Source organism: uncultured Algoriphagus sp., from assembly GCF_963974365.1.
Lineage (GTDB): Bacteria > Bacteroidota > Bacteroidia > Cytophagales > Cyclobacteriaceae > Algoriphagus.
Map to the genome: position 1 here is coordinate 1 of NZ_CAXBBX010000017.1, position 15,331 is coordinate 15,331.

The 15,331-nt window shown below is 40.0% G+C and carries 16 protein-coding genes and 1 pseudogene; 7 read left to right on the plus strand and 10 right to left on the minus strand.

Translation table 11 applies throughout. The annotated features are described in order from the left end of the window. Positions 1–2,101, minus strand: a pseudogene (locus AACZ87_RS19835) (hypothetical protein); the annotation flags it as partial. Positions 2,102–2,647: 546 nt separating this feature from the next. On the opposite strand from AACZ87_RS19835, the gene AACZ87_RS19840 reads away from it, so the two are divergent. Both AACZ87_RS19840 and AACZ87_RS19845 read left to right on the plus strand, forming a co-directional pair. Next, positions 2,648–4,084, plus strand: coding sequence for an aldehyde dehydrogenase family protein (locus AACZ87_RS19840; RefSeq protein ID WP_339869781.1), 1,437 nt, complete (start codon positions 2,648–2,650; stop codon positions 4,082–4,084). 2 nt (positions 4,085–4,086) lie between these two features. After that, positions 4,087–4,962 (plus strand): alpha/beta hydrolase, encoded by an 876-nt coding sequence (locus tag AACZ87_RS19845; RefSeq protein ID WP_339869782.1) that lies wholly within the window; start codon positions 4,087–4,089, stop codon positions 4,960–4,962. Positions 4,963–5,003: 41 nt separating this feature from the next. Here AACZ87_RS19845 and AACZ87_RS19850 read toward each other — a convergent pair whose 3' ends face one another. After that, a complete protein-coding gene (locus AACZ87_RS19850) occupies positions 5,004–5,237 on the minus strand; it encodes a hypothetical protein (RefSeq protein ID WP_339869783.1) in 234 nt (77 codons plus the stop codon). Continuing rightward, entirely contained in the window at positions 5,212–5,814 is a 603-nt protein-coding gene (locus AACZ87_RS19855) for a sigma-70 family RNA polymerase sigma factor (protein ID WP_339869784.1), read from the minus strand. The genes AACZ87_RS19850 and AACZ87_RS19855 overlap by 26 nt, the downstream gene beginning before the upstream one ends. 349 nt (positions 5,815–6,163) lie before the next feature. Here AACZ87_RS19855 and AACZ87_RS19860 point away from each other — a divergent pair, with 349 nt between their 5' ends. Beyond that, complete coding sequence (locus AACZ87_RS19860; RefSeq protein WP_339869785.1) at positions 6,164–6,508, plus strand: DUF3127 domain-containing protein; 345 nt, start codon at positions 6,164–6,166, stop codon at positions 6,506–6,508. A 13-nt stretch (positions 6,509–6,521) separates the two neighbouring features. After that, positions 6,522–6,983, plus strand: coding sequence for a hypothetical protein (locus AACZ87_RS19865; protein WP_339869786.1), 462 nt, complete (start codon positions 6,522–6,524; stop codon positions 6,981–6,983). Here the strand turns inward: AACZ87_RS19865 and AACZ87_RS19870 are convergent. Genes AACZ87_RS19870 through AACZ87_RS19885 form a run of 4 tightly spaced genes read right to left on the minus strand, consistent with a single transcriptional unit; the run spans position 6,980 to position 10,632 of the window. Continuing rightward, positions 6,980–7,123 (minus strand): hypothetical protein, encoded by a 144-nt coding sequence (locus tag AACZ87_RS19870; RefSeq protein WP_339869788.1) that lies wholly within the window; start codon positions 7,121–7,123, stop codon positions 6,980–6,982. The genes AACZ87_RS19865 and AACZ87_RS19870 overlap by 4 nt on opposite strands. 37 nt (positions 7,124–7,160) lie before the next feature. Continuing rightward, the gene (gene purE, locus AACZ87_RS19875) at positions 7,161–7,676 is read right to left on the minus strand and encodes a 5-(carboxyamino)imidazole ribonucleotide mutase (protein ID WP_339869789.1); all 516 of its coding nucleotides are present in this window, start codon (positions 7,674–7,676) and stop codon (positions 7,161–7,163) included. Next, positions 7,673–8,818, minus strand: a complete 1,146-nt coding sequence (locus AACZ87_RS19880) for a 5-(carboxyamino)imidazole ribonucleotide synthase (protein ID WP_339869791.1) — start codon at positions 8,816–8,818, stop codon at positions 7,673–7,675. Before AACZ87_RS19880 ends, purE begins: the two co-directional genes overlap by 4 nt. Positions 8,819–8,862: 44 nt before the next feature. Then, entirely contained in the window at positions 8,863–10,632 is a 1,770-nt protein-coding gene (locus AACZ87_RS19885) for a DNA mismatch repair protein (protein WP_339869793.1), read from the minus strand. A gap of 110 nt (positions 10,633–10,742) precedes the next feature. Between AACZ87_RS19885 and AACZ87_RS19890 the strand changes: the two genes are divergently transcribed. Genes AACZ87_RS19890 through AACZ87_RS19900 form a run of 3 tightly spaced genes read left to right on the plus strand, consistent with a single transcriptional unit; the run spans position 10,743 to position 12,504 of the window. Continuing rightward, on the plus strand, positions 10,743–10,916 hold the full coding sequence (locus AACZ87_RS19890; protein WP_339869797.1) for a hypothetical protein: 174 nt from the start codon (positions 10,743–10,745) through the stop codon (positions 10,914–10,916). A gap of 25 nt (positions 10,917–10,941) precedes the next feature. After that, positions 10,942–11,772 (plus strand): hypothetical protein, encoded by an 831-nt coding sequence (locus AACZ87_RS19895; RefSeq protein ID WP_339869798.1) that lies wholly within the window; start codon positions 10,942–10,944, stop codon positions 11,770–11,772. 54 nt (positions 11,773–11,826) lie between these two features. Next, on the plus strand, positions 11,827–12,504 hold the full coding sequence (locus tag AACZ87_RS19900) for a nitroreductase family protein (RefSeq protein ID WP_339869800.1): 678 nt from the start codon (positions 11,827–11,829) through the stop codon (positions 12,502–12,504). Between the two features lie 53 nt (positions 12,505–12,557). On the opposite strand, the gene AACZ87_RS19905 is transcribed toward AACZ87_RS19900, so the two are convergent. The 3 genes from AACZ87_RS19905 to AACZ87_RS19915 are packed head-to-tail and all read right to left on the minus strand — an operon-like array spanning position 12,558 to position 15,226. Then, positions 12,558–13,418 carry a mechanosensitive ion channel domain-containing protein gene (locus AACZ87_RS19905; protein WP_339869802.1) on the minus strand — a complete coding sequence of 287 codons (861 nt, stop codon included), beginning with the start codon at positions 13,416–13,418 and terminating at the stop codon, positions 12,558–12,560. 27 nt (positions 13,419–13,445) lie between these two features. Then, positions 13,446–14,150: a methyltransferase domain-containing protein gene (locus tag AACZ87_RS19910; RefSeq protein WP_339869804.1), complete on the minus strand. Its 705-nt coding sequence runs from the start codon at positions 14,148–14,150 to the stop codon at positions 13,446–13,448. Beyond that, positions 14,150–15,226 (minus strand): type III polyketide synthase, encoded by a 1,077-nt coding sequence (locus AACZ87_RS19915; protein ID WP_339869806.1) that lies wholly within the window; start codon positions 15,224–15,226, stop codon positions 14,150–14,152. The genes AACZ87_RS19910 and AACZ87_RS19915 overlap by 1 nt, the downstream gene beginning before the upstream one ends. Positions 15,227–15,331 lie beyond the last annotated feature (105 nt).

The window sequence follows — 15,331 nt, forward strand, 5'->3', positions numbered from 1 at the left end:
TACCCGGTGCACAAACAGCTGCCGGATTCGTTACCGTGAACGTCGGCAATGGATTCACCGTCACCGTCACTGGCTTGATGGTCACACAGCCTGCTCCGCTCGTTGCTTTGATATAATAGGTGCCCGCTCCCAACTGGGTAGCATCACTAATTTCGTTTGCAGTCGCTGCAGCATCTGTCCAGTACGTGAACACCGCTCCCTGGGAAGCATCAGATACTGAACCTGTGATGTCTGCAGTACCCGGTGCACAAACAGCTGCCGGATTCGTTACCGTGAACGTCGGCAATGGATTATTAGTCAACTTCACTTCATCAGGACCAGATTCACATTGAAGGTTCTGCTGAGTGCTGGAGTTAAAAGTTAAACTCCAGACCAATATAACCTCTTCCCCAACAGGAACGCCAGTTACGGTTGTATTATATAGTGTTGGATTAGTAATACTGGCACCTTGAGGTGGTGTATTTTTAAAAGTCCAAACCCCAGTATTTCCATTACTCGGAATATTTCCATTCAATGTAAATGTACCATTTCCACAATTCTGCTGATCCTCACCTGCGTCAGGCTTCTGCGCCACATTTACTTTTATAGTAGTGGAGGTATTCGCAAAATTACAATTCCCACCCGTATTGACTGAAACAGTCACTTTGTATTCTGCACTGGATTGAAGATTTGTCAATGACAAAATTGATCCATCTTCCCCCTGTATCACTTCCCATGGATCATTTTCAGAATTACGTTTCTCCCAAGTAAAAATATAGGTGGTATTAAGCTCTTCGTTTGTCAACTCTGCTTTCAATTCGGTATCACCTCCCGCACAAAGCTCAGCAGGATTCGCTGTCAAATTAACTTTATGTTGATATGGAGTTACCCTCTTTTGAGAAACGGCTCTACAAAACTCATTACCCAATGTAGACATACTACCTGCAACTAATACCCTAAAGTCATAGCTTAAATTTTGATCAAGAATAGAAACACCTGGAGAAGATTCTTCAGCATATGGGTTATCAAATGTAACATTTGATCCGGTACTACTACTTGATGACAAAACATCACCGATAGAGGTCCATGGAGTATTAGCGGGAGCTCCATAAGCTCTATACTGTAATTGATAAAAGGTAGAGCCTGGGTAAAGAAAGGTAGTATTTGTCTCTGTAATTGTAGCCTTAAGTCCTGGATCATCACCAGGACACACATTGTCATTTCCAGTCAACAAAACAGCTGGTCCAAGAGGGGCAAAACTAATATCATCAATACCCAAATCATTTCCATATTGATTTGGGACAACATTGGTTATTTCTAAATAAACTTTGTCTTGACCAGTAGGCATAGTAAAATCAAAAGTCAACTCATACCAATTATTTCGTGGTTTGACTTGGTTATCTGTTGAGGTTCTTGCTGTGGCGTTAGGAAGTCCAGGCAACAATGCCCCCTTTGTTCCATTCCCATTGACTGAAAAAATATCGAACCTTACCCGTGGGTGAGCATTATCATTTCCTCCCCCACCTTGTGGATTATTATTTGTATTCAAATCGTTAATCCAAACAGAAAATCTAAATTTTGTACCTGCGCAGAGTCCTTCAACTACCCTACTAAAATATGTAGTGGTACTAGAGTGAGCGTCAATCAACAACATGTAGCCTTCATAGGAACCTTCAGGCGTCCCGTCTGGCTTTAAAATGGTATGGTCTTGACCTCGGTAAAAATACTGCTGGTAATATCCTCGCGAGTCATTCGTAATAGAGTATCCACCGACACCTGAATTTCCAGACCCATTGTAAAAAACTGGCCCCCAGTTGCCATTTTGGACAGATGTTGGTGAACCACTTATATTAGGATTACTGCCTTGCCTCCTTTTTTGATAATTAAGTCGACCTGCAGCAGTAGAACTACTTTTCCAATAATAAGGGGAGAAAAAATCCATTGATTGGATATATGAAAGACTATCTCTTTTAAAATAAACATTAGTCCCACCTAATCTCCCATCATTAAAATTATCTCGTGTAGAGCCATCGTTGATAGTCCCAAACGTCTCTAAAAATATCGGGTCTCCAAGTCCCTGAGAAAACACTGATTGCCCCGAGACAAAAAATAGCAGGAACATAAGCCCTACCGTTAAAAAATTTGTCAGGCCAAAATTAATTTTCGCCCTTTCGAAAAATCCACTGGATTGTGGTCGGGAGCTGAATTGACAATTGGATGTACTGTCCATATCGTTAGTATTTAAAATTTTTCTTGTTCGTAATTGTCTTTCTATAATCTTCTATTTGTCAGATACTTGGCAGATAAAAAATCTTCCTTTTTAAGTGCTTTTTTCTTTACTCGCTGGTGGCTTTAACTCTCCAAAGTGCTTGAATGTGTAGCCATTTCCCCAAACAACTCAACTTATTTGCTGTAAAAATACACTTTTATGTTTTTCATATCCAAACATTTGATAAAAATTATTAATACATAATACGTTTTTTTTTATGTGAAAAGAATATTAAAAGTGTTGAAAATCACTTTCCTACTAATTCAACAACCAAAATCAACTAGATTTTTTCTTTAAATCAATCACATTAAAACTTTTGTATGTTTGATTAATCCTCTTCTCTGAGTAACATTTGTACATTGACCTCAGCTAGATCAAGAATATTCACACAGCCACACCATGCCACTCAATACAAGCGAAAAACCGTCAGCGATTAATATTTACCAACTTTTCAAAAGTCAGCACCCAACCTCCTTAAACTGGAGGACTGCCTCTGTAGAGGAAAGAATTGTCCGACTAAAAAAAATAAGGACTTGGATAAAAGATCATCAACAAGACATCAGAGATGCATTGAGAAAGGATTTTAACAAGCCCGAACCAGAAACTGATCTGACAGAGATATTCCCGGTAACAAGCGAAATCAATCACGCTATAAAAAACCTAAAGAAGTGGATGCGACCAAAATCCGTGTCTACTCCTCTTCCTATGCTGGGAACTACTGCTAAGATTCATTTAGAACCCAAGGGGACTAGTCTAATAATTTCGCCTTGGAATTACCCTTTCAACCTTACAATCGGTCCTTTGATCTCTGCTATAGCTGCAGGATGTACAGCGATGATCAAACCTTCTGAGATGACTCCGTACACCTCAGAGTTAATTTCTAGGATGATTTCTGAGCTCTTCTCTGAGAATGAGGTCGCCGTTTGTTTAGGCGAAGTGGAAGTTTCTCAAGCTTTACTGAAGCTTCCGTTCGACCATATATTTTTCACGGGAAGCCCGGCAGTTGGGAAAATTGTCATGAAAGCTGCAGCTGAGCATCTGACATCTGTCACATTAGAATTGGGTGGCAAATCACCTGTGATTATTGATGCAGATGCAGATTTAAAAGACGCTGCTGAAAAATTGATTTGGGGGAAGTATGTGAATTGTGGCCAAACCTGTATCGCACCAGATTATATTTTGGCACACGAATCGGTCTATGAAGCCCTCATTTCAGAAATGAAAGTTGCATTGCAAAAAATGTACGATCCCGCCTTCAAAGGGATAGATCACTCGCCCGATATGGCTAGAATAGTAAATAACAAACACTTCCAGCGACTTATAAACTATGTGGAAGAAGCTGTATCGAAAGGAGGGGAAATTGCTTTTGGTGGTAAGAGTGACTCAAAAACAAATTATATAGAACCTACCATTCTCACCAATGTGTCTGATGACATGCTGGTAATGCAAGAAGAGATCTTTGGCCCGCTATTTCCAATGATCCCCTATACTACCTTAGATGAAGCAATAAGGTATGTGAACTCTAAGCCAAAACCTCTAGCTCTCTACTATTTTGGCAAAAACTCCGAAAAATCAGCCAAAGTCCTACAGGAAACTAGCTCTGGAAATGTGGTAGTTAATGACTGCGTAATCCATTTTCTTCATATGGAATTACCTTTTGGCGGGGTTAATAATAGTGGAATTGGAAAAGCACATGGCTTTCATGGCTTTTTGGCCTTCAGTAATGAAAAAGGAGTGCTAAAACAACGTGTCGGACTTAATAATGTAACTCTGCTAAGGCCACCTTATGGAATCAAAGCAAAACAAATAATAGCTTCATTAATAAAATGGTTTTGAAAATGATGAATAGATTTTATTGCATTTCAAAAAAAATCACCCTTGGAGTTTTTATCCTAGTTACTATTTGGGGCTGTTCTTCAGATGGAGATGAAAACCCATCAGGGAGACTCGAAGCACTAGACTTGTCTGATCAGTCTTATGGATCTGAGCCTAATCAACTCATGGATGTGTATCTTCCGGCGGGCAGATCCACCACAGACACCCCACTACTTATATACATTCATGGAGGCGCATGGGTAGAAGGCAGCAAAGAAGAGTTTAAACAATTTAGAACATCCCTCACGGCTGCTTTGCCAGAATACGCTTTTGTCTCAATCAATTACAGCTTATATAACTTTGCTTCAGGAACAAATAAATTTCCAACACAAGAAAAGGAGGTAATAGAGGCTTTAAACTATATCCAAAGTAAATCCTCGGAATGGAATATCTCTGACACTATTATACTCGCAGGTGCCAGCGCAGGTGGACATTTAGCATTATTACATGCCTACAAGCATGGCTCCGCTGAAAAGTTTAAGGCGGTTGTAGCATTTTTCCCTCCTACCGATCTTGCTGAATTATATGACTTTAGCTTTCTTACAGTAACGGGACTTGGAGGGCTACTAGGGGGAAACCCTATAGACAAAGCTGATTCTTATGCCGCATCAAGTCCTATCACATTTATTGATAGCCAATCAGTACCCACTATCTTTTTCCATGGAACAGCGGATAATGTGGTGCCAATTTCCCAAAGTGAACTATTAGAAACAGCTTTAAAAGAGGCTGGAGTAGAGCATAAATTCATCTCTGTGCCAAATCAAGGTCACGGCTTTACCTTAGAAACCTATCCTTCATTATTTCAGCAAGCTGCAACCTTCATCAACGAGCAGCAATAAAAAAATCCCGCCAGAAGCGGGATTACCATAATATCATAGTTTCAGACTCTCTCAAGTCCCGTAGATTGAGCTCTCAACTTGATTGCCTGTACTACTTTTTCCGAAGGTTGAAGCTGGATTTGATCCATCTGCTCTATTGTGCTCAGCATTTCTACATAATCTTGCATCAGTGATTCATCACTGTGTAAGGCTTGCACTAAGAGTTCTTGCTCTACCTCCGACATTTCCTGGTAAATATATCTTACCAAGTCATTTGGGGTAAATGGTTTTATCATATGCAAAATTTAGTTGTTTCATCTTCTTCCGCAGATGGATTAGCGCGTATCGCATTCTTCCAAGAGCAGTATTAATACTCACACCTGTCTGATCTGCAATTTCCTGGAAACTCATATCCAGATAATGACGCATAATCAGGACCTGCTTTTGAGTTTCGGGAAGCTCATCTATCAGACGCTTCACGAGCTCAATATTCTCATCCCTTACCTGCCGGTCTTCTACATTCTCCTCAGCAAATCTCAGCGAGTTGAATATATTAGAACCATCCTCCATTAGTATGGTTGGATATCTCTTGGCCTTTCTGAAATAATCAATGGCCAGATTGTGAGATATCCGCATCACCCAAGGCTGAAACTTACCTTCTTCGTTGTATTTATCTGAGTTAAGTGTTTTGACCACTTTAACAAACACATCTTGAAGTAAATCTTCAGCGACCTTTTGATCCTTAACGATCAAAAATATTGTGGTGAACATCTTACTTTGGTATCGATCTACTAATAGATCAAAGGCAGCATCACTGCCATTTCGATACTGTGCAATCAATTCGCTGTCCTTAGGACCAATTCGTTTACTCATTTTAAGTTGGTTTATTATAAACGTAAAGGTCTAGGCCATAGTATCCAGTAAGGGTGAAAGAAAAAGAAAGGTCTTTAAAAGTAGGTTTTCGAAAACAACTCTGCAAAGAAAATTCAAGGATTTTATTTCACAAAGTATAAGAAGAACACAATCCAAATTTTATTTTTCAATTAAAGCCTAAGGCAATATATTATTTGAAACATACAAAATCCAGAGTACTCATTAACCAATGTTTATGCCAAAAAATGTTAAAATCCACATTTAGATCGAAGTAAATTGAACCTATCCAATCAGAACATTTCAAGTGCTTTGTGTAACTTCGCGGAGTTAGAAATTTAAAAAAAATACAATGGAATTGAGCGGAAAAATTATCCAAAAACTACCCGAAGTAGGTGGAACATCAAAAAGTGGAAATTCTTGGAAAAAGCAAGAATATATACTGGAAACCCCAGGGCAATACGCCAAAAAGGTTTGCGTGTCAGTTTGGGGAGATAAAATCGATCAGTTCTCTATTTCAGAAGGCGATAATGTCACCATGAGTATAGATGTAGAAAGCAGAGAATACAATGGTCGGTGGTATACTGAAGTGAAGGCTTTCAAAGTAGATAGAAATGGCGGTGGATCAGCCCCTTCACATATGCCTGAAATGGATACTTTCCATTCAGAGGGAGAAGAAGATAAATTACCTTTCTAATAACTTCGGTCCTATGTGGGATGATGACGATGATGATGAGTCAGGATGGGACGAAGACGATGAATTCGACGCACGCAAGGAACACGAAAACATCTATAAGCACCCATTAATAAAAAAGGCAAAGGACATCTTTGCCTTAACCCGCGCTTTGGTAGGAAGTCTGGATGAGGCTCGAAGGGAGCTTTACGGCAATATCATGATGGAAGATGCGATGGTGTTGAGTGCCAAATTCGCTGCTGCAGAAGCAATCTCGGACTACGTACTCAAAATGGAAAAGGCTATGATCATGAAAGTGCATGCTAAAAACCTAAATACCATGACTTATCAATTAGGAATGGAAGAAACCCACGCTGAGGAGCATCTTGATTTACTTCGAGAGGCTATTGAGGAATACCGCATACTTTTCATAGACTGGAAAAATGGCTTTGACTCAAATGAAAAAAATGATGATGGCTGGGGAATCTTTACGGATTAACTACTTCCAAATTGGAAGCCGAAATAAGCGCCTACACCCATCAAAATCAAAGTAATTACTCCCATCAGGACTAAAACATCTAATGGAACTTCCCAAGGTACATCTCCGATTTTAAATCGAATTATCTTTTTCCAATTCATAGCAACAAGCAAAAATGCGGCTCTTCAGCCGCATTTTTTATTTCTTTAAAATCTCCTTCCAGCCCTTCGCTTCTATCTGAGCGGCAGATTCTTCTACTTTTTCCTTCAATGATTTTTTATATGCATCCAAACTTTCTCCAACCTTAGAATCGAAAGACCCTACAATGGAAGCCGCAAGAATTCCAGCATTTTTCCCTCCATTTAAGGCAACCGTCGCTACCGGAATGCCTCCTGGCATTTGCAAAATCGACAGAATGCTATCCCAGCCGTCGATGGAATTGGAGCTTTTGATGGGAACCCCAATTACAGGAAGACTGGTCATGGAAGCTACCATTCCAGGCAAATGAGCCGCTCCACCAGCACCTGCTACGATCACTTTGATGCCGCGCTCACGGGCTGATTGTGCATAATCTATCATCCGCTGCGGTGTACGATGTGCAGACACAACTGTCAATTCATAGTTTACTCCCAATTCCTCTAGCATTTGTGCAGCTTCTGCCATAATCGGAAGATCGGATTGGCTGCCCATGATAATTCCTACCTGTGGATTCATGATATAGATTTGATTTTAATTAACTCTTTTATTCGCTGCGCTTTTTCTTTCAAGCCTGCAACCGTATCTGATACTATGGTCACATGCCCCATTTTTCTAAAAGGCTTTGTAATTTTCTTGCCATACAAATGAATATAAACTCCCTGCTCTGCAAGTGCTTCCTCCTGCCCTTCTACCAAAACTGGCCCTGTAAATCCATCTTCTCCGAGCAAATTAATCATGGCAGCCGGACATCTCAAGTCAGGATTTCCTAGCGGCCAATTCATCACGGAGCGCAAATGCTGCTCAAATTGCGAGGTGTAATTAGCCTCTATGGTATGGTGACCACTGTTATGAGGTCGAGGCGCGACTTCATTCACCAATACATCACCTTCCTTGGTCACAAACATTTCAACAGCCAAAATCCCTACCATTCCCAATTTCAGAATTACATCTTTGGCGATCTGTTCAGCTTTCTCTGCCACTTCTCTGCTGATCTCAGCTGGCGCAAAAAGAAACTCAACCAAATTGGCTGTTGGGTGAAACGCACATTCTACTGCAGGATAAGCGATCAAATCCCCAGCTTCATTCCTTGCCACAGTCACTGCAATCTCCTTATCGAAATCAATCAATTTTTCTAAAAGACCCGGAGCGTCAAATGCATTTTCCAAATCGGCTTCAGACCTCAAGACCTGAACACCACGTCCATCATAGCCCTCTTTACCCAGTTTATTTACAGCTGGAAGAAAATCAGCATTGTGGATAACTTCAGCTTTGTCCGCCGTCAGGATAAAATCCGCTGTTGGAATCCCGTTTAGTTGATAAAACTGCTTTTGCTTTCGCTTATCTTTTATCAAGCTCAGTATATCAGGCTGTGGATAAACCTTCTTCCCTTCACGCTGCAATTTCTCAAGTGCCTCTGTATTAACACTTTCAATCTCAACCGTAATAACATCACAGCCGTGACCAAATGCATAAACAGTATCAAAATCCTTTAAAGAACCTACTGTAAATCGCTGTGAAAGATCCTTGCATGGCGCATTTGGATCTGGATCCAAAATGTGGATATCCTGATTATAGTTGATTGCCGACTGTATAAGCATTCGGCCCAATTGACCTCCTCCGAGGACTCCCAAAATGGGTGATTGCGATGGTATTGCCATAATTTATTTGTAATCAAAAATAAGATAATCTCAAGAAACAGAACTCACTTTTCCTGCTGAAAGCGAATTCCCATTAACTCCATGAGTTTATGTGCATTGAAACTCGGGCATGCTCCCCGTTTTATTTTGTAGTCAAAATCTATGTTTTGATCATGAATCTCAGAATGAAAACTGTAATTCCTCACAGTACTCATTCTTTCTTCCAATTCTGCTAACTCAATATCGTGCGTACTGATGATTCCAAACGAATTAGTATCAACCACTTGCCTGATCAATGCTTCAGAACCAGCGATTCTATCTTCGGTATTGGTTCCTTTTAAGATTTCATCCAAAAGAAAGAAGATTTGCTCTCCCATTTCGATTCTGTCGATCAATTTCTTAATCCTGCTGAGTTCCGCATAAAATGAGCTGACACTTTCTCCCAAATTATCCGAATTCCTCATACTGGTATAAAGTTGAAATGTACTAAATCCAAATTCCTCAGCGAAAGGTCTCAAGCCTAGATTCACCAACACACAATTAATCCCGAGCGTTCGCATAAAAGTGGTCTTTCCACTCATATTTGCCCCCGTGAGCAAAACCACTCGTTGATTTCCGTCGATTTCGAAATTATTGGGCACTGCAGTTCCCGGCAAAAGTAGAGGATGAGAAACTGACTTGGCTTTGATTCCTTTCTCAATAGAAATAAGTTTCCCATTTCCACCAACTTCATTTTCAAATGCTCCTAAGGAAATCAAAACTTCCCATTCTACTAGTTGGGCTGGAAAGTGAGCAACTAGATGACCATATTTTTTCTTCCAAGAAACTAGTCTAACGTATAAAAACAAGTCTGTCCAAAAAATGAGGTTAATCGGGATATACAGAATATTTATCCGGTTTTGGATCCACAATCCTAAGCTGTCCAACTGATCAAAAAGTGTAGAAGCTTTGACCTCTTTGGTGAGGAATGGTGCCTGTTTCTCCCTGAGAAGAGTTGATTGCATTGGCTCTTTTTCAAGTACTGCCAGCCAATAGCGATATGTTTTCAATTGATGGCGACTCGGAATCGACTCAGCTGCCTTCTTCAATGGCTTAAATACCAATCCCAAAAACACCATTCCAAGCAAAATCCAAACACCCAAAAACGCTCCTGGAATTATTCCTAGATAGATCAACGTAGAAAGAGTTATACCTCCGATTGGACCGAGGAAAGCTCCAATGGTAACTAATAGTGTACTCTTGTCACTTTCTTCCAACCATTTGGTCCAGTCAGAATTTGATTTCTCCTCATTATAAAAAGCAATTCCTATGCTTTCCATCGCTTGAAGAAATTTGAATTTTGTGGATAACTCACTAGAAGCTTCCCTAAAAGCCCCAGCTTTCACACTATCAAATTCAGATTTTATTTTGGCAGCAAGGGTTTCCTTCCCTTTTTTAGAAACAGTATGATTCAGGAGTTGGAATAAAGAGTGGTCTCCGAATAGGTCCAAGTCATTCGAGAAAGGATGGGCTTTTTCTTGAAATTCATTACCAGAATCTAGATCTTTTAATTTTCTACCAACTCGCTTTTCCCTAGCCAAATTCATTTTCTCAAGTGCTAAATAAATAGCCTCCTGATCCTTCTGATCATTATATTTTCTGATCAAAGAGATGAAAATCGCTACCGAGACTCCAAAAAACAAGAACCAAACCGGACTCTCGGCTACCGACAAAACAAATAATCCTCCCATGCCAAAAAAGACGACCAAACGCATTAGAGAGTAGGTTCCGACCTTACTTTTAACCGTTTTTAGCTTCTCAGACAGATTAGAATTTTCAAAATCAAATCCTTTCATGCCCAAAGATAGGAATTGAATCACGCTAACTAATCAAATTGGCGCAATCCTTGACACGTATTCAAATTTTTAGCAAGTCATGGACGTTAATCATTAACTGCATCTGAAAAATGAAAAATACCAACCCTGAACAAACGAAAGAAAAAGAAATAGAAGCTGAGGACTGGGACATCTCCAACAGAATGGGAATTCTACCCGATGATGTCTCTTTTACTCAAAACATCGGCTGTGTAGGTGGAAAGTCTAAAAAGCCAAACAATTCAACAAAGAAACCAACTAAATAATTACCAAAATCTATCCTAAAAGAATATGAAAAAGACACTTAACTCCACTATTTTATTCCTGATGATCTTTGGAATCATACTCGTATCGAGCTGTGATTCAAATGATGAGGCACCTGTTCCAAATCTTGCAGTAGTCAATGAAGACGCTGAAGTAAATGTTGCCTTCGAAGATTTAGATAACCTCACGCTGTCTGTACTGAGCACCAGCGGTCTAAGTGCTAGAACAAACGTAAATATCTCAGGTTCTAAAATTTGTGAAGGAGCAATAATCACCTTAGATGAAAGTGCAAAGAAAATTAAAGTTGATTTTGGTGACGGCTGTACCAGCACAAATGGCGTCATGAGAAAAGGAATCGTCAATTTGGCTTACACTGGTAACCTATTGATTACGGGTGCAAAAATCACCACTACATTTGAAGACTATGAAGTCAATGGTCATATGATCGAAGGCACAAGAACACTTACTAATAAAGGTGCGAGCCTTGAGAATGGCACGATCACTTTGGAGGTAACAATCGAAAATGGAAAAGTCACTTGGCCTGATAATACGTTTGTGACGCTGGTGAGCGATCAGGAACGTATCATCAAACTTGGTACTCAGGGAGAATATGAGGCTTCTATTACAGGTACAGCTTCGGGCACCAGTCGCGAGGGACTCAACTACACAACTTCGGTTACAGATGCATTGGTTTATACTAAAAGCTGTATTGAATCGGGCGTGAAAATCCCAAACTCTGGAATCTTGGCATTTCAATACAGTGGAATTGAAGTGACTGTGGATTACGGAGATGGAGCCTGTGATAAAATGGCTACTATCTTCTATCCAAATGGATCGAAGCCAGTGACGCTGGATTAATTCACTTCCAATTATAAAATCAAAACGGCTATCTTTCGGGGTAGCCGTTTTTTTATGGAAAAGAAAATAATCGACGCTTTTGAGCATGTCAGATATGAGCGCCCACAGCTCAGTCTAGAGGAAATGATTTTGCGCTCAGAGCAGTTTTATCAGGATATGGATCAGCGTCGGACAGTTAGAGAATTCGATTCACGTCCAGTTCCAATCGAAATTTTGGAAAAAATCATCCTCACAGCAAGCACAGCTCCCTCTGGTGCGCACAAGCAGCCATGGACATTTTGCCTGATTTCAGATCCTACTATTAAAAAGAAAATCAGAGATGCAGCAGAAGAAGAAGAAAAGATCAGTTATTCGAGCCGGATGCCGGATCAATGGAAATCTGATTTGAAACCATTGGGAACAAACTGGGAGAAACCGTTTTTGGAGGAAGCGCCCTATTTAATTGTAGTGTTCAAGCAGTCGTATGGTATGGAAAATGGTGAAAAAATCCAGCATTACTATGTAAACGAATCCGTAGGAATTGCTTGTGGATTTCTGATTGCTGCAATTCACCAAGCTGGGCTTGCTGCAGTAACTCATACGCCAAGCCCAATGAATTTTCTGAGTGAGATTCTTAAAAGACCCTTTAATGAAAAACCCTATCTATTGATTCCAGTAGGCTATCCAAAGTCAGAAACATACGTGCCAGCTATCAAAAGAAAGTCCCTTAATGAAATCATAAAAAAGTTTTAAAAACAGAAAGGCGATCATTGTTGTGATCGCCTTTCTGTTTTTAGCCATTCAACTTAAGAAGCCTCTTCTTCTTTAGCTTTTTCCTTGATTTGATGAACAACTCGCTGAGGGAAAGGAATTTCGATTCCGTGCTTTTCAAACTCTGAATTGATCGCTTCCATTCCGGCAAAGTACATAGGCCACATTTCGGATGATTTTGCCCATACTCTCACCACTATATCTAGTGAGCTATCTCCAAAGTTGTTTAATGCAACAAAAGGAGCCGGTTCTTTCAAAGCTCTTGGGTCATTTTCAAAAATATTCAATATGATTTCCTTTGCCTGCTTGATGTTTGTACCATAGGCTACGCCTACCTTCAATTCGGCTCTTCTGGTCTCTTGGGTACTCATATTGACTATATCATTATTAGCCAGAGTTCCGTTGGGAATGATAACCTCTTGATTGTCGAAAGTCATCAAATGTGTGTAAAGAATCTGCACTCTAGCCACTGTACCTGTATGGCCTTGCGCCACTATTACATGTCCTACTTTGAAAGGTTTAAAGGCAAGAATCAATATTCCGCCTGCAAAATTCGACAAGGAGCCCTGCAATGCCAAACCAATAGCCAAACCTGCAGCACCAAATACTGCCAAAAATGACGTTGCATCTACTCCAAGAGTAACCGCTACAGAGATAAATAGCGCGCAAAACAGCAATACTTTAGCAAAACCAAAAAGGAAATCATTTAATGAAGGAGAATCTTCCCTTTTTTCAAGCGTATGTTTTATAAAATTCAATAATTTCTTAACGATGAAACGCCCGATGAAGTAGACAAAAATGGCAGCTATCAATCTAAGTGCTATCTCTACTGCTAGACTTATGCCGTCAGCATACAATGCGTCTGTTGTTTCTTGAGAAATTCCCCAATCTTCCATGTTTTGTGTGTTTATTTGGATGGATAATTAAAATACAATATTCACTCGCCAGCGAAAAGCCCAATGCCAGCTAATTTCAAAATTTTCTATTTCCGCAGATTGCAAAATTCTTTCCCAATCTGATCTCGAAAAGCTCCTTAAAACAGATAAACAGGCGTCATGCTGAACCATTTTTGATTTGCTAAATACCCGAGTCAACCACTTAATGCTATAATAAGCAAGTGGATGCCTGTGCAAATCATTAATGACTATTCCTAATCGGGATTTTGCTCGAAGAGAGTTCAGCAATGTAACTAACTCGCTGTCTGTAAAATGATGTGTAAAGAGCGTACACGTAGAGATATCTACTTTTTCTTCGGAAAATTCATTGTCAAAAACATTTTGAACATTCCAGGTAACTTTGGGTAAGTCAGCTAATCTAACCGCCGCAAGTTCAATAATGTTCCTATTGGCATCGATTCCTGTAAATTTAATGGGTTTTTTTAAACTTTTAGCCCAATCATCCATTACTCTGATCATATCTCCACCTCCGCAGCCAATATCTACTACTGAATAAGAATCTTGTGGATAACTCTTAAAAATCTTCGCCAGACCAGAAGTAGTTACATAATTCCCTCCCAGCCATCGATTGATAGTTTTAAGCTCGCGCAAAGTCTGATTGAGTTCTTCTCCAGAGCAATTGAGATCGTCCATCAATTCTTTCTCTTTACTTCGCTGCGCAAATTTGCTCATCACTTTTCCAGCAGTAAAGTTTCTAACGTAAGCCCAGGCCCAAATCCCATAGAGAGTATATCTCCTTGAATTAGATCATCATGTATCATCCGCTGCAAAACAAAAAGTATGGTCACTGACGACATATTTCCAAATTGCTTGAGCACTTCCATTGCATGAGTATTTACAGATTCTTCCAGACCAAATGCTTCTTGAACTTTCTGGAGTATCTGTTTCCCACCCGGATGAATAGCAAAGTTATCCACTGTGGATAACTTGAATTTCTGCTCAAACTTCTCTTTCAATTGGCTAATGCCTTGATCCAGAAGTGTAGGGATATACTTGCTCAAACGCATCTCAAAACCAAAATCTCCGATCCCCCATGCCATATCTTCCTCGCCTTCACGAAGAACTTGACTGAGATAAGATTTGATTTTTAATCCATTCTCAGATCGCATCACCAAAGCCGCAGCTGCCCCATCTCCGAAGAGTGAATTGGCAAGAATATTATCCTCCACATATTCTTTCTGAAAATGCAGAGTACAAAGCTCTACGCAAACCAACATTACTTTCGCATTTGGCTCTGCTTTCACTATTTTATCTGCCAATTTCAATCCCGTAAAAGCTGCATAGCAACCCATGAAATGTACGCAGTAGCGCTCCACTGTATCATCGAGATCAAGACTTTTCATCAAGGCCAACTCTACGCCCGGTGCCATCATTCCGGTGCATGATACCAATATTAAATGAGTAATATCTTGAGCTTTTATATCAGATTTTGCAAGGCAATTAATCACCGCCTCTTCACAAAGACCTGGAGCCGTCTGACGAAATACTTCCATCCTTGCCTTTGTGCCAGGGAAGGGTTCAAAGTCTTTTGAATTCGGGAAAAAAGAAAAATCAGCTGGGTCTGACTTCTCAAAATCATTCAGCACACTATAGCGACTGGAAATTCCAGACTTTCTATACAAAAAGCCCAATTTCCTTGACTCGACTTCATCCAACTGATGTGCCTTCTGCATGAAGCTGGCTATTACTGACTGATCGATTGGATTGCCTGGATTTGCCACTCCTATGCTTACGATTCCACTTCTCATAAACAGCAGTTTGAGTTTGGGAAAGTTACCTTCATGTACAAAAATTTAGTTGGTCTTCGTTCTTTCATTAAATAAACCTTAACAGATTTGATTCATCCAATTTTC

Bases quoted from the DNA above. Each gene is read 5' to 3' on its own strand.
- AACZ87_RS19850 (WP_339869783.1), bottom strand. From the start codon at position 5,237: ATGATAAAACCATTTACCCCAAATGACTTGGTAAGATATATTTACCAG.
- AACZ87_RS19915 (WP_339869806.1), bottom strand. From the start codon at position 15,226: ATGAGAAGTGGAATCGTAAGCATAGGAGTGGCAAATCCAGGCAATCCA.
- AACZ87_RS19845 (WP_339869782.1), top strand. From the start codon at position 4,087: ATGATGAATAGATTTTATTGCATTTCAAAAAAAATCACCCTTGGAGTT.
- AACZ87_RS19880 (WP_339869791.1), bottom strand. From the start codon at position 8,818: ATGGCAATACCATCGCAATCACCCATTTTGGGAGTCCTCGGAGGAGGT.
- AACZ87_RS19840 (WP_339869781.1), top strand. From the start codon at position 2,648: ATGCCACTCAATACAAGCGAAAAACCGTCAGCGATTAATATTTACCAA.
- AACZ87_RS19905 (WP_339869802.1), bottom strand. From the start codon at position 13,418: ATGGAAGATTGGGGAATTTCTCAAGAAACAACAGACGCATTGTATGCT.
- AACZ87_RS19885 (WP_339869793.1), bottom strand. From the start codon at position 10,632: ATGAAAGGATTTGATTTTGAAAATTCTAATCTGTCTGAGAAGCTAAAA.
- AACZ87_RS19870 (WP_339869788.1), bottom strand. From the start codon at position 7,123: ATGAATTGGAAAAAGATAATTCGATTTAAAATCGGAGATGTACCTTGG.
- purE (WP_339869789.1), bottom strand. From the start codon at position 7,676: ATGAATCCACAGGTAGGAATTATCATGGGCAGCCAATCCGATCTTCCG.
- AACZ87_RS19865 (WP_339869786.1), top strand. From the start codon at position 6,522: ATGTGGGATGATGACGATGATGATGAGTCAGGATGGGACGAAGACGAT.
- AACZ87_RS19910 (WP_339869804.1), bottom strand. From the start codon at position 14,150: ATGAGCAAATTTGCGCAGCGAAGTAAAGAGAAAGAATTGATGGACGAT.
- AACZ87_RS19895 (WP_339869798.1), top strand. From the start codon at position 10,942: ATGAAAAAGACACTTAACTCCACTATTTTATTCCTGATGATCTTTGGA.
- AACZ87_RS19860 (WP_339869785.1), top strand. From the start codon at position 6,164: ATGGAATTGAGCGGAAAAATTATCCAAAAACTACCCGAAGTAGGTGGA.
- AACZ87_RS19900 (WP_339869800.1), top strand. From the start codon at position 11,827: ATGGAAAAGAAAATAATCGACGCTTTTGAGCATGTCAGATATGAGCGC.
- AACZ87_RS19890 (WP_339869797.1), top strand. From the start codon at position 10,743: ATGAAAAATACCAACCCTGAACAAACGAAAGAAAAAGAAATAGAAGCT.
- AACZ87_RS19855 (WP_339869784.1), bottom strand. From the start codon at position 5,814: ATGAGTAAACGAATTGGTCCTAAGGACAGCGAATTGATTGCACAGTAT.